Genomic DNA, 15,837 nt, shown 5'->3' on the forward strand with positions numbered 1-15,837 from the left:
GCGATAGCGCCCGGGTACGGTCAACACCGAGGACGACATCATGAGAAAACCCTTCTACAAGATCCTGTACGTGCAGGTCCTGTTCGCCATCTGCGTCGGCATCCTGCTCGGCCACTACTGGCCCGACACCGGCGTGGCCATGAAGCCGCTCGGCGATGGCTTTATCAAGCTGATCAAGATGATCATCGGCCCGATCATCTTCTGCACCGTGGTGACCGGCATCGCCGGCATGAGCGACATGAAGAAGGTCGGCCGCGTCGGCGGCAAGGCGCTGCTGTACTTCGAGGTGGTGTCGACCTTCGCATTGCTGATCGGGCTGGGCGCCGCGCACCTGCTCAAGCCGGGCGTGGGCTTCAACATCGACCCGGCCACGCTGGACACCAAGGCGATTGCCCAGTACGTGTCCAAGGCGCACGGCCAGAGCACGGTCGAGTTCCTGATGCACATCATCCCGGACACGGTCTTCAGCGCCTTCGCCAACGGCGACATCCTGCAGATCCTGCTGGTGTCGCTGTTCTTCGGCGCCGCGCTGGCCGTGCTCGGCGAACGCGCGCGCATCGTGGTGCAGCTGATCGAGCAGGTCTCCAAGGTGTTCTTCCATATCGTCCACGTGATCACCAAGGTGGCCCCGATCGGCGCCTTCGGCGCGATGGCTTTCACCATCGGCAAGTACGGCCTGGGCTCGCTGGTGCCGCTGCTCAAGCTGATCGGCACCTTCTACTTCACGGCCATCATCTTCGTGCTGGTGGTGCTGGGCACGATCGCACGCATGACCGGCTTCAGCATCGTGCGCTTCATCTCGTACATCAAGGAAGAGCTGCTGATCGTGCTGGGCACCAGCTCGTCGGAAGCGGCGCTGCCGCACATGATGGAGAAGCTGGAAAAGCTCGGCTGCTCGCGCTCGGTGGTGGGCCTGGTGGTGCCCACCGGCTATTCGTTCAACCTGGACGGCACCAACATCTACATGACGATGGCGGTGATCTTCATCGCGCAGGCCACCGGCATCGAGCTGACGCTGATGCAGCAGCTGACCATCCTGGCGGTGGCGATGATCACCTCCAAGGGCGCCAGCGGCGTGACCGGCTCGGGCTTCATCACGCTGGCCGCGACGCTGGCGGTGGTGCCGACCATCCCCGTGGCGGGCATGGTGCTGATCCTCGGCATCGACCGCTTCATGAGCGAGTGCCGCGCGCTGACCAACATCATCGGCAACGGCGTGGCCACGGTGGTGGTCTCGGCATGGGAGCGCGAGCTTGACCGCAAGCGCCTGGCCAGCGTGCTGAACGGCGGCAGCGGCGATGTGGCGGATCTTGCCGACGTGGGCCAGGGCGTCCGCTGAGGGCGCCACCACCGCTGCGCGGACGGCTGCCCCGGCCGCCCGCCAGCAGGTATCATCGGCGCGACAGCCCCCGCGCGCGCCGATGACCCACTCAGACGATTTTCTCGCCGTGCATGACCCCGCCGCCACCCGTCCGGCCCACGCGCCGGACGTCGGCAGCGGGCGGTGGTGGGGCTTTGCCGTGGCGCTGGCCGCGGGTCTCCTGCTGCTGTGCGCGCTGACCTGGCTGGTCTCGGTCCAGCGCGGCCTGGCCAGCCTCCAGCAAAGCACGGCCACGCGCGCCGACCGCTACGCCGCCACGCTGGAAAGCACCCTCGACCGCTACGAATTCCTGCCCGCGCTGGTCTCGCTGCACCCCTTCGTGCGCGGGCTGCTGGACTCCCCCGACGACCCGCAACGCGTGGCCGCCGCCAACCAGTACCTGGCGGAGGTCAACCGCCGCGCGCATGCCTCGGCCACTTATGTGATCGCCGCCAACGGCATTGCGCTGGCGGCCAGCAACCACGGCCAGCCCGGCAGCTTTGTCGGCACAGACTACCGCTTCCGCCCCTACTTCCAGACCGCCGCGGGCGGCAAGATGGGGCGCTTCTATGCCATCGGCATCACCAGCGACGAGCCCGGCTACTACCTCGCGCAGCCGGTCGAGTCCGGCGGCAAGGTCATCGGCGTGACCGTGGTCAAGCTCAACCTGGAGTGGTTCCAGCGCGCCGGCAGCGGCGCCGAGCCGCTGATGGTCAGTGACGACCATGGCGTGATCTTCCTGTCGTCAGTATCGGCCTGGCAGTACCGCACCCTGCGCCCGCTGCCGCCGCCGCTGCAGGCCGAGATGGAAAAGACACGCCAGTACCACGGCCGCGCGGTGACGCCGCTGCCGCTGGAGCCGCTGACCTCGCCGGTCACGCGCTGGCTGGCGGACACCACGCTGGCCGACGGCGCGCGGCTGGTGCGCGTGCGCGACGAATCGCCCGCCAGCAAGACCACCTCTGCCCCGGACGGCGCCGAACGCGCCGTCCGCTACCTGGAACTGGACCGCACGGTCGGCGCGGCTGGCTGGACCATGCAGGTGATGGCGCCGCTGGAGCCGGTGCTGGCCAATGCGCGCAACGCCACCGTGGCGGCGGCGCTGGCCTATGCCTGCATCTGCCTGCTGCTGGTCAACTGGCGCCAGCGCCGCCAGCGCGCGCGCGACATGCAGTACAGCCGCCGCCTGCTTGAGGCCGCCTACGACCAGCTGGAGCGCCGCGTCGAGGCCCGCACCGCCGACCTGATGGCGATCAATGAAAAGCTGGAAGATGAAGTGGCCGAGCGTACCCGTGCTGAAAGCGAGCTGCGCGCGGCCCAGGACGAACTGGTGCAGGCCAGCAAGCTGGCCGCGCTGGGGCAGATGGCGGCCGGCATCACGCATGAGCTGAACCAGCCGCTGGCGGCGCTGCGCACGTTCTCGGACAACACCCGCGTGCTGCTGGAGCGCGGCCAGCTGGCCGCGGCCGAAGGCAACCTGACCGCCATTGCCGACCTGACCGAGCGCATGGGCAAGATCACCGGGCAGCTCAAGCTGTTCGCCGGCAAGGCGCGCCCGGTGCACCGGCCGGTCGCGCTGCGCGCCGCGGTCGATCATGTGCTGGCGCTGCTGGCACCGCGCCTTGGCGCGGTCACCGTCAACGTCACCGGCCTGGACGCCCTGCCCGGGCTGGCCGTGCGCGCCGATGAGCTGAAGCTGGAGCAAGTGCTGCTGAACCTGCTCGGCAACGCGCTGGATGCGATTGCGGCGGCCGCACCGGCGCAGGGACAGATCGATCTCGAGGTGCAGGCAGAAGACCACGCCGTCACCATCGTCGTGCGCGACAACGGCACCGGCATCGCGCCGCAAGCGCTGCCGCGCCTGTTCGAACCCTTCTTCACCACCAAGGAAACCGGGCAGGGTCTGGGGCTGGGGCTGGCGATCTCGTCGTCGATCGTGCGCGAGTTCGGCGGCCAGCTGAGCGTGGCCAACGTGCCCGGCGGCGGCGCGCAGTTCACGCTGGTGCTGGCGCGCGCCCCCGCCATCGATCCGGCGCCATCGGTTTCCGCCTCTCAATGAGTATTGCCATGCAAGACGGTCTGCGTGTCCTGTTTGTCGAAGACGAGCCGCTGGTGCGCCAGGCCACCGCGCAGAGCCTGGAGCTGGCCGGCTTCGCGGTGCTGGCGCTGCCCTCCGCCGAGGCCGCGATCCCGCACCTGCACGGCGCCTTTGCCGGCGTGGTGGTGACCGACGTGCGCCTGCCCGGCGCCAGCGGGCTGGACCTGCTGCAGCACTGCCGCAACGCCGCGCCGGGCGTGCCGGTGATCCTGGTGACCGGCCACGGCGACATCACCATGGCCGTGCAAGCCATGCGCGAAGGCGCCTACGACTTTATCGAAAAGCCCTTCGGCGCCGACCGCCTCACCGACACTGTGCGCCGCGCGCTGGAACGCCGCGCGCTGGAACTGGAAAACCAGGCGCTGCGCCGCGAACTGGCCGGCCCCGCGGCGGGCACGCGCATCATCGGCCGCTCGCCCGCGATCGGGCAGGTGCGCGCGCTGGTGGCCAATGTCGCGCCCACCGACGTGCCGGTGATGATCAACGGCGAGACCGGCACCGGCAAGGAACTGGTGGCGCGCAGCCTGCACGCGCTGTCCGGCCGCGCCGAAGGCCCGTTTATCGCGCTGAACTGCGGCGCGGTGCCCGAGGCCATCTTCGAGAGCGAGATGTTCGGCCACGAGGCCGGCGCCTTCACCGGGGCCGGCAAGCGCCGCATCGGCAAGCTCGAGCATGCCTCGGGCGGCACGCTCTTCCTCGACGAGATTGAGAGCATGCCGCTGGCGCTGCAGGTCAAGCTGCTGCGGGTACTGCAGGAAGGCTCGCTGGAGCGGCTGGGGTCGAATGCCTCGGTGAAGATCGATGTGCGCATCGTCGCCGCGGCCAAGGGCGACATGGATGCGCTGGTGGTACAGGGCAGCTTCCGCGAGGACCTGTATTACCGGCTGAACGTGGTCACCATCGCGCTGCCGCCGCTGCGCGAGCGGCGCGAGGACATCGTGCCGCTGTTCGAGCATTTCTCGCTGGTGTCCGCGGTGCGCTACCAGCGGCCGGCGCCGATCCTGTCCGAGGCGCAACGCCAGGCACTGGCCCAGCGTCCCTGGCCGGGCAATGTGCGCGAGCTGCGCAATGCGGCGGATCGGATGGTGCTGGGCGTGCCGGAGGGCGGGCAGGCAGGTGCGCAGGCCGCGGGCCCCGATGAAACCGCGCCGCTGCGAGAGCGGATGGAGCACTTCGAGCGCGCGGTGATTGCGGATGCACTGGCACGCACCGGCGGCGCTGTCAGCCAGGCGGCGGACTTGCTGCAAGTCGGCAAGGCCACGCTCTATGACAAAATCAAGCGCTACGGGCTGTGATGTCATGCTGCCTTCATTGCGCTGCCATGCCGCCGTCACATTGGCGGCCTATTCTTCGATGGCGGCTGCGGCATTGGCAGGTGCCCGCCGTGTGTATCAATCTTCGTGGTAATTGACGGCCCCGCGTATGCGGGGCGTTTTTTTGGGTTGTGCACCCCGCCCCGCCACTTCACACTCGCCACACATTCCCCTCACCCCCGCTGGCCAGACTGGAGCCCTGCCATCTCCGGGACCCGCCATGCCCTCCTTCGACTACGACATCGTCATCGCCGGCGCCAGCTTTGCCGGCGCCGCCTGCGCCCTGGCCGCGGCGCGCGCCGGCCTGCGCGTGCTGGTGCTGGAACGCAAGACCGATCCCGGCGACAAGCTCCACACCACCGGCATCCTGGTCAAGGAAGCCATCGAGCAGACCTGGCTGGGCCGCGCGCCGGCCGATTGCGTGCACCGCGTGGAGCAGGTGCGGCTGTACTCGCCCAGGCTGCGCAGCATCGACCTGAGTGCGCCCGGCTATTATTTCCACACCACCGATACGCCGCGCCTGATGCGCTGGCTGGCCGCCGAGCTGGTGCGCCACCGGGTCGAGCTGCGCCTGGGCCAGGCGTTCGTGGGCGCGGTGCCGCGCAACGGCGGTTGGCATGTGACCGGCGTGGGCAATACGCGCTATCTGGTCGGCGCGGATGGCGCGAAATCGCGCGTGGCCCAGTGTGCCGGGCTGGGGCGCGTGCACAGCTTCCTGTATGGCGTGGAGTATGAGTTCCCGGGACTGGCGCTGCCCGAGCCGGGCGCGCTGCACTGCTTCATCACCCGGCGCTTCGCACCCGGCTATATCGGCTGGATCGCGCAGAACCCCACCGGCGTGCAGGCCGGCCTGGCGCTGCGCTACCTGCCTCGGCACGGCCGCGCGCCAGACCTGGACGGTCTGCTGGCGCATGTGCGCGAGCGCGCCGGCCTGCCGCAACTGGCGCAGCCTGCGGCGACGCGCGCGGGGCTGATCCCATGCGGCGGCCCGGCCTTCCCGCTGGCGCGCGACGGCGTGATCCTGACGGGAGATGCCGCCGGCATCGTGTCGCCGGTCACCGCCGGGGGCATCCACTATGCCTTTGCCCATGGCGAGTCGGTCGGCCAGGCCGTGGCCGCGCACCTGCTGCGCGGCGGCCCGGCCCCGGAAGCGGTCGCCACCGCCGGCGCGCCGCGCTTTCGCGCCAAACGTGCGCTGCGCTGGATGTTCGACCGCTTCCAGTGCGACTGGCCCTTCGACCTGATGCTGTACTCGCCGCCGCTGCGCTGGGCGGCGGAGCAGATCTATTTCCACAAGCGCCGAGGCGAGGATCCCGCGCCGCCGCCGCGCGCAGCCACCAGCGCCTGACCGGCTGGTCCACTGAATCACTGAAATGGGAGGCGAAGGACATGTCATGCGGGATGCAGCGCTAGGGCGAAGCAGGGGTTTCGGATTGCATGGCAATCCGCCTGCGTAGCGGCATGCGCTTGCAAGCGCATGTGCGCCCTGCAAGGGCAGGGCGCAGCAATAGCACGGCTATTGCGAGCATTTGCAACGACGCGATGCGCCCGCATGACATGGCAGGCGCCGACCGATTTCAGTGATTCAGTGGACTAAAATGCCGGGCATGGAACAACCGCGGATCCTGGTGGTGGAAGACGAGCAGGCCATCGCCGACACCATCCTCTATGCCTTGCGCACCGACGGCATGCTGGCCGAGCACTGCACGCTCGGCGGCGCCGCGCTCGAGCGCATGCGCGCCGGCGCGGCCGACCTGGTAATCCTGGACGTGGGCCTGCCGGATCTGAGCGGTTTCGAGGTCTGCCGCACGCTACGCACGTTCAGCAATGCGCCGGTGGTCTTCCTGACCGCGCGCCATGAAGAGATCGACCGCATCGTCGGGCTGGAAATCGGCGCCGACGACTACGTGGTCAAGCCCTTCTCGCCGCGCGAGCTGGCCGCGCGCGTGCGCGCCATCCTGCGCCGGGCGCGCGGCGGCGGTGCTACCGCGGCGAAGAGCGACGAAGTTGCCGGCTTCACGCACGACAAGGACGGCGCGCGCCTGGCCTACCGCGGCCGCTGGCTGGAGCTGACCCGCTACGAGTACCTGCTGCTGGCCTGGCTGGTGACACATCCGGGCCGCATCTACTCGCGCGCGCAGCTGATGGAGTGCGTCTGGGAAGATGCACTCGACACCAGCGACCGCACCGTCGACACCCATATCAAGACCCTGCGCGCCAAGCTGCGGGAGGCTTCCGCCGACGGCGCCGAGCGCATCCGCACCCATCGCGGCATGGGCTATTCGCTGGAACCCTGAGCGCACGCCATGCATATCGGCCTGCGCATCTTCTTCGGCTTCTTCCTGATCGTTGGACTGGCCACGGTGCTGACGCTGCGCGTGTTTGTGCAGGAGGTCAAGCCCGGCGTGCGCCAGGCCATGGAAGACACGCTGATCGACACCGCGCACGTGCTGGCGGCGCTTGCCGCCGACGACATGAAGGCCGGACGCATTGCCGACGGCGATTTCGCGCGGCACATGGCGGCGCTGCGCGATGTGGCGGTGAATGCCGATGTGTCGGGCCTGCACAAGGACAGCATCGGCTACCGCGTCTACGTGACCGATGCCAACGGCATCGTGCGCTTTGACTCCACCGGTACTGACGTGGGCCGCGACTATTCGCGCTGGAACGATGTTTACCTGACGCTGCGCGGCAAGTACGGCGCACGCAGCACGCGCACCGACCCCGACGACGAGGCCAGCACCGTGATGCACGTGGCCGCGCCAATACGCGACGCGGACGGCGAGCGCATCATCGGCGTGCTGACCGTGGCCAAGCCCAATGCGGCGATGGCGCCCTTCATCGAGCGCAGCCAGCGCAAGATCCTGCTCTACGGCGGCCTGCTGATCGGCGCTGCCTGCGTGATCGGGCTGGCCTGCACGCTGTGGCTGGCGCATGGACTTAGCCGGCTGCGCGGGTATGCGCGCGCGGTGGCGGCCGGCGAGCGCGCGGAGATGCCGCTGCGCGGCGGCAGCGAGCTGGCCGAGCTGGGCCGCGCGGTGCAGGGCATGCGCGAGCGGCTGGAAGACAAGCAGTATGTCGAGCACTACATCCACACGCTGACCCATGAGATGAAGAGCCCGCTGGCCGCGATCGGCGGCGCCGCCGAGCTGCTGCAGGAAGAGATGCCGGCGGCGGACCGCCAGCGCTTCGTCGCCAATATCCGTGCACAATCCGGGCGGCTTGAAACCATGATCCGCAAGCTGCTGGCACTGGCCGATGTCGAGCAGCGCCAGCGCCTGGAAGTGCGCGAGCCGGTGCGGCTGGCGCCGCTGCTGGCGCAACTGGGCAGCGAGCTGGAACCGCGCGCGCGCCAGCGCGGCGTCACGCTGCGGCTGGCCGCCGACGCCAGCCCGGACCTGGTCGCCGGCGATCCGTTCCTGCTGCGCCAGGCCATCGCCAACCTGCTGGAGAATGCCATCGATTTCGCCCCGCCGGACAGCAAAGTCATGGTGCGGCTGGAGCGCCGCGGCGGCGCGCTGGCCATCGCCGTCGCCGACCAGGGCCCGGGCATCCCCGACTACGCGCTGCCGCGCGTGTTCGAGCGCTTCTACTCGCTGCCACGCCCGCACGGTGCGGACAAGAGCACCGGCCTGGGCCTGTGCTTTGCACGCGAGGTGGCAACGTTGCATGATGGCGATGTAACGCTGGCCAACCGCCCCGGCGGCGGCGCGCTGGCGGAACTGACCCTTCCGGCCGGGTAGTTCGACGAGGTGACCGGACCGGCATAGACTGGGGCTTCTAACGTGACCGCGCTGAAACTCCCTATAATCGAACGACCGTTCATTTAGGGCACCTGCACTGTGCCCGTCAGTAGTTCAGGAGACACCATGCCCGCCGCCAAGCAACTGCCCCAGGCCCTGCAGAACCTGGCCCTGCCCGTCATCGCCTCGCCCATGTTCATCGTCAGCTACCCGGAGCTGGTGCTGGCGCAGTGCAAGGCCGGCATCGTCGGCTCATTCCCGGCGCTCAATGCGCGCCCGGCGGAGCTGCTCGACGAGTGGCTCACCCAGATCGAAGGCGAGCTGGCCACCTTCAAGGCCGCCAACCCGGGCGCGCAGGTGGGCCCGGTCGCGGTCAACCAGATCGTGCATACCTCGAACGCGCGGCTCGAACACGACGTAAAGGTGTGCGTGGACCACAAGGTGCCGATCTTCATCACCTCGCTGCGCGCACCGGTCAAGGAAATGATCGACGCGGTGCACAGCTATGGCGGCATCGTGCTGCACGACGTGATCAGCATGCGCCATGCCGAGAAGGCGATCGAGGCCGGCGTCGACGGCCTGATCCTGGTGGCCGCCGGCGCCGGCGGCCATGCCGGCATGCTGTCGCCGTTCGCGCTGGTGGGCGAGGTGCGCAAGATCTTCGACGGCCCGATCGCGCTGTCGGGCTCGATCGCCACCGGCGAGGCGGTGCTGGCCGCGCAGGCCATGGGCGCGGACTTTGCCTACGTCGGCACGCGCTTTATCGCCTCGCAGGAGGCCCACGCGGCGGAATCGTACAAGCAGTCGATCACCAGCTCGGCCGCCGCCGATATCATCTACACCAACCTGTTCACCGGCGTGCACGGCAACTACATCCGCGAAAGCATCAGCAACGTGGGGCTGGATCCGGACAACCTGCCGGTGGCCGACAAGAGCAAGATGGACTTCTCCAGCGGCGCCTCCAAGGCCAAGGCATGGAAGGACGTCTGGGGCGCCGGCCAGGGCGTGGGCCAGATCCACGACATCCCCACCGCCGGCGAAATCGTCGCGCGCATGAAAGCGGAGTACGATGCCGCCAAGGCGCGCCTGGGTATCGCGCGCTAACCGAGGTTTTTACCGGGCCGCTATTGCGGCCCTTCATTCAACCATTGCCTGGTCCAAGCTCCACCACCCCGCCCGATTCCGACGCCACGTTGAGCCGCCGGCAGCAGGCGCTGCGCGCCATGTGGGTGGTGCTGGGCGCGGTCTTCCTGCTGCTGGGGGTGATCGGCATCTTCCTGCCGGTGCTGCCGACCACGCCATTCGTGCTGCTGGCCGCGGCATGCTTCGCGCGGGGATCCCGGCGCTTCCATGAATGGCTGCTGGGACATCCGCGCTTCGGGCCGCTGGTCAGCGACTGGCAGCGCAATCGCAGCATTCCCTTCCGGGCCAAGTGCCTGGCGTTGTCGATGATGTGGGCGTCGATGGGGACGACCGCGTGGATGCTGCGGGCGCGGCCGCTTGCTTCGGCGGCGCTGCTGGCTTGTGCGGTGGGGGTGAGCGTGTGGATGGTCAGGCTGCCGACGCGGCCGGTGGAGGGGGGGAAGTCCTGACCTGCCCTGCATCAAAGGCCCCGCCCATGCGGGGCCTTTGACTTGTCTTCAGTCGTATCGCCGCGCATCCTCGATCAGCTTCCCATCCTGCGGCAACGACCCCGCCGCAACGAAAGCTACTTCACCGCGCAGCCGCATCACTTCGCGCAGCGATTCCGCCACCGCACGCTGCAAGTCACCATCCTCGCGCGTAGCCTCGCAGCGCAGCGTCATCACGTCCGCGCCTGGGTCGCCAGTCACCACCAGCCGCGCCGCGCGGATCTCCGGATGCCGCCGCAGCACGTCTGCCACCTGCCCGGGATGCACGAACATGCCCTTGACCTTGGTGGCCTGGTCGGCACGGCCCAGCCAGCCCTTGAGTCGGATATTGGTGCGCCCGCACGGGCTGGGCCGCTGCGACGACTCCGCCACGATGGCCGAGAGGTCGCCGGTGCCGAAGCGGATCAGCGGGTAGTCGCCGTTGCCCAGCACCGTCACCACCACCTCGCCGGTCTCGCCCTCGGGCATCGGCCGGGAACCGCCGGGCTCGACGATCTCTACCAGCACGCCCTCGTCCACCACCCAGCCATCGCCGCCCTCGGTCTCATAGGCAATCAGGCCGACATCCGCGGTGCCATACATCTGCTGCACGCGCACGCCGCGCGCCTGGAACCAGGCACGCAGCGACGGCGGCAGCGCCTCGCCCGAGACCAGCGCCTTGGCCAGGCTGGTGCAGGGCGTGCCCAGCTCGTCGCCGCGCTCCAGCAGCAGCTTCAGGAACGACGGCGTGCCGGCGTAGGCCGTGGGCTGCAGGCTGGCCAGCGCCTGCACCTGCGAATCGGTCTGGCCGACGCCGGCCGGGAACACGCAGCAGCCCAGCCGGTGCGCGCCGGTCTCCATCATCATGCCGGCCGGGGTGAAGTGGTAGGAGAAGGTGTTGTAGACCAGCTCGCCGGCGCGGAAGCCCGCCGCATGCATGGCGCGGGCCACGCGCCACCAGTCGGCGTCATGGCCGTCGGGTTCATGGATCGGGCCGGGCGACTGGAACACATGGCGCAGCTTGCCCAGCGGCGTGGCGTTGAGCCCGCCCAGCGGCGGCAGTGCGCGCTGGCGCGCGGTCAGGTCCGACTTGCGCGTGACCGGCAGCGCCGCCAGCGCCGCGCGCGAGCTCAGCAGCCGCGGGTCGACGCCGCCCAGCATCTCGGCAAAGTAAGGCGCGTTGTCGCGCGCATGGGCCACCTGGCGTGCCAGGGCGGCAAGGAGCGCCTGCTCGCGGACTTCCGGCGCGCGGGTTTCGAGCGAATCGAAGTGTTCTGGCATGGTGCTATGCGTCAGGGAATGGGATGCGGCATGCCGCCGCGCCGCTGGGCGCGTGGTGGCAATGCCGGATGAAATCGGTCGGGTGCCTACGCCAGCCAGCGCTTGCGGCGCCGGTAGCTCTTCACATCGCGGAACGACTTGCGCCCGGCACCGTCGTCCGCATCGTTGGCGGCCACGCCCAGGTAGAACTCCTTGACGTCCTCGTTGGTGCGCAGCGACTCGGCGTCGCCGTCCATCACCACGCGGCCGTTTTCCAGGATGTAGCCGTAGTCGGCATAGCGCAGCGCCACCATGGTGTTCTGCTCGGCCAGCAGGAAGCTGACGTTCTCGCGCGAATTCAGGCCGCGCACGATCTCGAAGATCTCCTCGACGATCTGCGGCGCCAGCCCCATCGAAGGCTCGTCCAGCAGGATCATCGCGGGCTTGGCCATCATGGCCCGGCCGATCGCGCACATCTGCTGCTCGCCGCCGGAGGTGTAGCCGGCCTGCGACTTGCGGCGCGTCTTCAGCCGCGGGAAGTATTCGTAGATCTTTTCCAGCTCGTCGCGCGTCTGGCCGCGCGACAGGCCGCGCGTGTAGGCACCGGTGAGCAGGTTCTCTTCGATGGTCAGGTGCGCGAAGCAGTGGCGCCCTTCCATCACCTGGATCACGCCGCGGCGCACCAGGTCGTTGGGCGTGAGCTGGTCGACGCGGTCGCCGCGATATTCGATCGAGCCCTTGGTGACATCGCCGCGCTCGGCCTGCAGCAGGTTGGAGATGGCCTTGAGCGTGGTGGTCTTGCCCGCGCCGTTGGCGCCGAGCAGCGCCACGATCTTGCCTTCCGGTACTTCGAGCGAGACGCCCTTGAGCACCAGGATCACGTGATCGTAGATGACTTCGATATTGTTGACGGACAGAAGGCTCATGGTGCGGCTCGTGTTGGTAAGACGGTTCGGCTCAGGCGAGCACGCGGCGCCAGGCACCGCATGCCCGCCAGGTTGCTATCAGGACTTCGAACAAGCCGGCGTAATCCCCTTCTCCTTCGCGTACTGCGCCGCCGTGGCCTTGAACAGCGGGTGGATCAGGCCCTTGTTGCCCTCGATCCAGTCCGACACCACCACCCACTTGGTGCCGTCCCACTGCTGGATCTTCACCTTGCCCGAGCCCTCGTGGTTGTCGCAGCTGGTCTTGATCTCGGGCAGCAGGCCGGTCGCGCCCAGTTGCTGCAGGCGCGCGTTGGTCAGGTTCAGGTTCTCGAAGGCCCAGCGCATCTGCTCGCCGGTCATGGGCTTGCCCTTGCCGAACTTGGCCTGCGCCACGCGCACCGCTTCCACCGTCACCACCGCCGCCGACACGCCGCGGTTGTACAGCACCGAACCCACCTTGTTCTTGTCCTGCATATTGCCCTTGCCGGCACCGTAGACCACCTTCTCGATATCGGCGATCAGCGGCACGTTGCGGCCCGCCACGTTCCAGGTGGCGCTCATGTAGCCCTTGGAGGCATCACCCGCCGGCACCGTGTCTTCCTCCGAGCCGGCCCACCACGAGCCGATTATCTTGTCGCGCGCAAAACCCACCTTCTGCGCGGCCTTCAGCGCGGTCTGGTTCATCACGCCCCAGCCCCAGAAGATCACGTAGTCGGGGTTCTCCTGGCGAATCTTCAGCCACTGCGCGCCCTGCTCGTTGCCGGGGTGCGCCACCGGGATCTCCACCAGGTTGAACTTGCCCAGCTTGGCCTCGGCCTGCAGCGCCACGATCGGCTCCTTGCCATAGGCCGAGTCGTGATACAGGTAGACGATCTTCTTGCCGGCCAGCGAGCCGCCGTTCTTCGAGGCCAGGTACTTGACGATGGCCGAGACCTGCATCTGGTACGTAGTCACCAGCGGGAACGCATACGGGAACACCGAGCCATCCACCGCGTCGGTGCGGCCGTAGCCCATCATCACCAGCGGCACCTTGTCGGCAGCGGTCTTGTCGACCAGCGCGTACGAGATGCCGGTGGACATGGCGTGGTAGGCCGTGCCCTTGGTGGTGGCGTTCTTGGACTTCAGGCGTTCATAGCACTCCACGCCCTTGGCGTTGTTGTACTCGGTCTCGCACTCTTCCCACGACAGCTTGACGCCGTTGACCCCGCCTTCCTTCAGGTTGACGTAGTTGAGGTAGTCGATGAAGCCGCCATACCAGGACTGGCCGTTGGCGCCATACGGCCCCACGCGGTAGCTTGGCAGCGCCACGAACTGCTCGTTGCTCTGCGCCATGGCCGGCGCCGCCGGCGCCAGCAGTGCCGCCGCGGCGCTGACCACCAGGGCGGCGCGTTGCACATTGCGAATCAGGTTGGTCATGACAGTCTCCATCGCCCTCAAGGGAGCGTTTCGTTATGCGTAAGCTTCAGAACTTCACACAGGAACTGCGGTAATACAGGCCCCCTCCCGTCAATGAGGGAACGGCCACAGCCTCAGCTTCTCCTTGGCGATCTGCCACAGCCGGGCCAGCCCGTGCGGCTCCACGATCAGGAAGAAGATGATCAGCCCGCCGAACACCATCAGCTGGATGTGCGACACGGTGGCATTGGTGAATGGCAGGTGCAGCAGCGCGGCCAGCGACGGCAGCACGTTGTCCAGGAAGATCGGCAGCAGCAGGATGAAGGCCGCGCCCAGGAACGAGCCCAGGATGCTGCCCACGCCGCCGATGATGATCATGAACAGCACGCGGAACGACAGGTCCAGCGAGAAGCCGTCCGGCTCGACCGAGCCCAGGTAGCAGAACGCATAGAGCGCGCCGGCCACGCCGCAGTAGAACGAGCTGACCGCGAACGCCAGCAGCTTGGTGCGCATCAGTGGGATGCCGATCACCTCTGCCGCCACGTCCATGTCGCGCACCGACATCCATGCGCGCCCGGTGGCCGAGCGCACCAGGTTCTTGGCCGCCAGCGCCAGCACCGTGACGATGGCCAGCACGAACAGGTACTTCTTCAGCGGGGTGTCGATGGCGAAGCCGAACAGGTCCAGCCGCTGCGCCGTGATCACGCCCGACGAGCTGTTGTTGGAGAACCAGGGGAACTTGGTCAGCGCCCACACCACGAAGAACTGCGCCGCCAGCGTCGCCACCGCGAGGTAGAAGCCCTTGATGCGCAGCGACGGCAGGCCGAAGGCCACCCCCACCAATGCCGCGGAAAGGCCCGCCATCACGAATGTCAGCAGCACCGGCATGCCTTCCACGCGCAGCTGGAAATTGTAGGCCGCGTAGGCACCCACCGCCATGAAGGCCGCGGTACCGAGCGACAGCTGGCCGGCATAGCCGGTCAGGATATTCAGCCCCAGTGCCGCCAGCGAGAAAATCAGGAACGGGATCAGGATGGCCGAGAACCAATATTCCGACCCGACGAACGGGATCGCCACGAAGGCCACCGCCATCAGCACGGCAAAGCCGATGCGGTCCTGGCGGATGGGAAAGATCTGGCTGTCGGCGACGTAGCTGGTCTTGAACTGGCCGGCTTCACGATAAAACATGGCAAGTCTCCTGTGCGAAGTCGGTCAGACGCGATCGATGTGTTTCTCGCCGAACAGCCCTTCGGGCCGCACCAGCAGAAACAGCAAGGCAAACACATACGGGAACCACCCTTCGATGCCGCCGAAGTTGCCCCCGAACATCGACTGGAACACCGGCGGGATATAGATCTCGGCCAGCTTCTCCGAGGCACCGATGATCAGCCCGCCGACGATGGCGCCGGGCACCGAGGTGAAGCCGCCCAGGATCAGCACCGGCAGCGCCTTGAGCGCGGTCAGCGTGAGCGCGAACTGCACGCCATTGCGCGAGCCCCACAGCATGCCGGCCACCAGCGCGACGAAACCCGCCACGCCCCACACGATCGCCCAGATGTTCTGCAGCGGGATGCCCAGCGACAGCGCCGCCTGGTGGTCGTCAGCGACCGCGCGCAGCGCGCGTCCGACCTTGGTGTACTGGAAGAACAGCGCCAGCGATCCGACCAGCAGGCCGGCAATGGCCGCCGCCGCAATATCGAACTTGGACAGCACGATGTTGAAGTTGGTCATGATCGACTCGATCGGCTCGTCGACGATGCCCAGGTTGATCGGGCGCACCTCATTGCCGAACAGCAGCGGCCCCAGGCCCTCGAGGAAGAACGACAGCCCGATGGTCGCCATGAACAGCGTGATCGGCGGCTGGTTGACCAGCTTGCGCAGCACGAAGCGCTCGGTGCTCATGCCGACCAGGATCATCACCACGAAGGCGCCGATCACCGCGGCCCACATCGGCAGGCCCTTGTCCATCAGCCCCACCACCGCCAGCGCGGCGAAGTACACCATCGCGCCCTGGGCAAAGTTGAACACGCCCGAGGCCTTGTAGATCAGCACGAAGCCCAGCGCCACCAGCGAGTACATCAGGCCAGAGAGCAAGCCGCCGATCAGGATTTCAAAGAAGAACGTCATGGTTC

The 15,837-nt window shown here is 68.0% G+C and carries 13 protein-coding genes; 8 read left to right on the forward strand and 5 right to left on the reverse strand.

Translation table 11 applies throughout. The features are described from left to right. Positions 1-40 precede the first annotated feature (40 nt). The 8 genes from I6H87_RS05545 (at position 41) to I6H87_RS05580 (ending at position 10,106) form a co-directional block, all read left to right on the forward strand. Entirely contained in the window at positions 41-1,339 is a 1,299-nt protein-coding gene (locus I6H87_RS05545; RefSeq protein ID WP_010814864.1) for a dicarboxylate/amino acid:cation symporter, read from the forward strand. Between the two features lie 82 nt (positions 1,340-1,421). Continuing rightward, complete coding sequence (locus tag I6H87_RS05550; protein WP_011614451.1) at positions 1,422-3,419, forward strand: sensor histidine kinase; 1,998 nt, start codon at positions 1,422-1,424, stop codon at positions 3,417-3,419. Positions 3,420-3,427: 8 nt separating this feature from the next. Further along, the gene (locus tag I6H87_RS05555; RefSeq protein ID WP_041687124.1) at positions 3,428-4,753 is read left to right on the forward strand and encodes a sigma-54-dependent transcriptional regulator; all 1,326 of its coding nucleotides are present in this window, start codon (positions 3,428-3,430) and stop codon (positions 4,751-4,753) included. Positions 4,754-4,991: 238 nt separating this feature from the next. Then, positions 4,992-6,119, forward strand: coding sequence for an NAD(P)/FAD-dependent oxidoreductase (locus I6H87_RS05560; RefSeq protein WP_010814867.1), 1,128 nt, complete (start codon positions 4,992-4,994; stop codon positions 6,117-6,119). A gap of 250 nt (positions 6,120-6,369) precedes the next feature. Next, positions 6,370-7,068: a two-component system response regulator CreB gene (creB, locus tag I6H87_RS05565; protein ID WP_011614449.1), complete on the forward strand. Its 699-nt coding sequence runs from the start codon at positions 6,370-6,372 to the stop codon at positions 7,066-7,068. A 9-nt stretch (positions 7,069-7,077) separates the two neighbouring features. Continuing rightward, a complete protein-coding gene (creC, locus tag I6H87_RS05570) occupies positions 7,078-8,514 on the forward strand; it encodes a two-component system sensor histidine kinase CreC (protein WP_011614448.1) in 1,437 nt (478 codons plus the stop codon). A 126-nt stretch (positions 8,515-8,640) separates the two neighbouring features. Beyond that, positions 8,641-9,618: an NAD(P)H-dependent flavin oxidoreductase gene (locus tag I6H87_RS05575; protein ID WP_010814870.1), complete on the forward strand. Its 978-nt coding sequence runs from the start codon at positions 8,641-8,643 to the stop codon at positions 9,616-9,618. 119 nt (positions 9,619-9,737) lie between these two features. Then, positions 9,738-10,106, forward strand: coding sequence for a YbaN family protein (locus I6H87_RS05580; RefSeq protein ID WP_011614447.1), 369 nt, complete (start codon positions 9,738-9,740; stop codon positions 10,104-10,106). 48 nt (positions 10,107-10,154) lie between these two features. On the opposite strand, the gene I6H87_RS05585 is transcribed toward I6H87_RS05580, so the two are convergent. The 5 genes from I6H87_RS05585 to I6H87_RS05605 form a co-directional block, all read right to left on the reverse strand. After that, positions 10,155-11,405: a phenylacetate--CoA ligase family protein gene (locus I6H87_RS05585; protein WP_011614446.1), complete on the reverse strand. Its 1,251-nt coding sequence runs from the start codon at positions 11,403-11,405 to the stop codon at positions 10,155-10,157. A gap of 86 nt (positions 11,406-11,491) precedes the next feature. Continuing rightward, positions 11,492-12,310: an ABC transporter ATP-binding protein gene (locus I6H87_RS05590; protein ID WP_010814873.1), complete on the reverse strand. Its 819-nt coding sequence runs from the start codon at positions 12,308-12,310 to the stop codon at positions 11,492-11,494. 78 nt (positions 12,311-12,388) lie between these two features. Next, positions 12,389-13,726: an ABC transporter substrate-binding protein gene (locus I6H87_RS05595; RefSeq protein WP_010814874.1), complete on the reverse strand. Its 1,338-nt coding sequence runs from the start codon at positions 13,724-13,726 to the stop codon at positions 12,389-12,391. 90 nt (positions 13,727-13,816) lie between these two features. Next, positions 13,817-14,893, reverse strand: a complete 1,077-nt coding sequence (locus I6H87_RS05600) for a branched-chain amino acid ABC transporter permease (protein WP_010814875.1) — start codon at positions 14,891-14,893, stop codon at positions 13,817-13,819. 24 nt (positions 14,894-14,917) lie between these two features. After that, the gene (locus tag I6H87_RS05605) at positions 14,918-15,832 is read right to left on the reverse strand and encodes a branched-chain amino acid ABC transporter permease (protein WP_010814876.1); all 915 of its coding nucleotides are present in this window, start codon (positions 15,830-15,832) and stop codon (positions 14,918-14,920) included. Between the last annotated feature and the right edge of the window lie 5 nt (positions 15,833-15,837).

It is taken from the genome of Cupriavidus necator (assembly GCF_016127575.1).
GTDB lineage: Bacteria > Pseudomonadota > Gammaproteobacteria > Burkholderiales > Burkholderiaceae > Cupriavidus > Cupriavidus necator_D.

What these genes read in the sequence shown, in the direction of transcription:
- I6H87_RS05545 (WP_010814864.1), top strand. Translation starts at nt 41, where the DNA reads ATGAGAAAACCCTTCTACAAGATCCTGTACGTGCAGGTCCTGTTCGCC.
- I6H87_RS05550 (WP_011614451.1), top strand. Translation starts at nt 1,422, where the DNA reads ATGACCCACTCAGACGATTTTCTCGCCGTGCATGACCCCGCCGCCACC.
- I6H87_RS05555 (WP_041687124.1), top strand. Translation starts at nt 3,428, where the DNA reads ATGCAAGACGGTCTGCGTGTCCTGTTTGTCGAAGACGAGCCGCTGGTG.
- I6H87_RS05560 (WP_010814867.1), top strand. Translation starts at nt 4,992, where the DNA reads ATGCCCTCCTTCGACTACGACATCGTCATCGCCGGCGCCAGCTTTGCC.
- creB (WP_011614449.1), top strand. Translation starts at nt 6,370, where the DNA reads ATGCCGGGCATGGAACAACCGCGGATCCTGGTGGTGGAAGACGAGCAG.
- creC (WP_011614448.1), top strand. Translation starts at nt 7,078, where the DNA reads ATGCATATCGGCCTGCGCATCTTCTTCGGCTTCTTCCTGATCGTTGGA.
- I6H87_RS05575 (WP_010814870.1), top strand. Translation starts at nt 8,641, where the DNA reads ATGCCCGCCGCCAAGCAACTGCCCCAGGCCCTGCAGAACCTGGCCCTG.
- I6H87_RS05580 (WP_011614447.1), top strand. Translation starts at nt 9,738, where the DNA reads ATGTGGGTGGTGCTGGGCGCGGTCTTCCTGCTGCTGGGGGTGATCGGC.
- I6H87_RS05585 (WP_011614446.1), bottom strand. Translation starts at nt 11,405, where the DNA reads ATGCCAGAACACTTCGATTCGCTCGAAACCCGCGCGCCGGAAGTCCGC.
- I6H87_RS05590 (WP_010814873.1), bottom strand. Translation starts at nt 12,310, where the DNA reads ATGAGCCTTCTGTCCGTCAACAATATCGAAGTCATCTACGATCACGTG.
- I6H87_RS05595 (WP_010814874.1), bottom strand. Translation starts at nt 13,726, where the DNA reads ATGACCAACCTGATTCGCAATGTGCAACGCGCCGCCCTGGTGGTCAGC.
- I6H87_RS05600 (WP_010814875.1), bottom strand. Translation starts at nt 14,893, where the DNA reads ATGTTTTATCGTGAAGCCGGCCAGTTCAAGACCAGCTACGTCGCCGAC.
- I6H87_RS05605 (WP_010814876.1), bottom strand. Translation starts at nt 15,832, where the DNA reads ATGACGTTCTTCTTTGAAATCCTGATCGGCGGCTTGCTCTCTGGCCTG.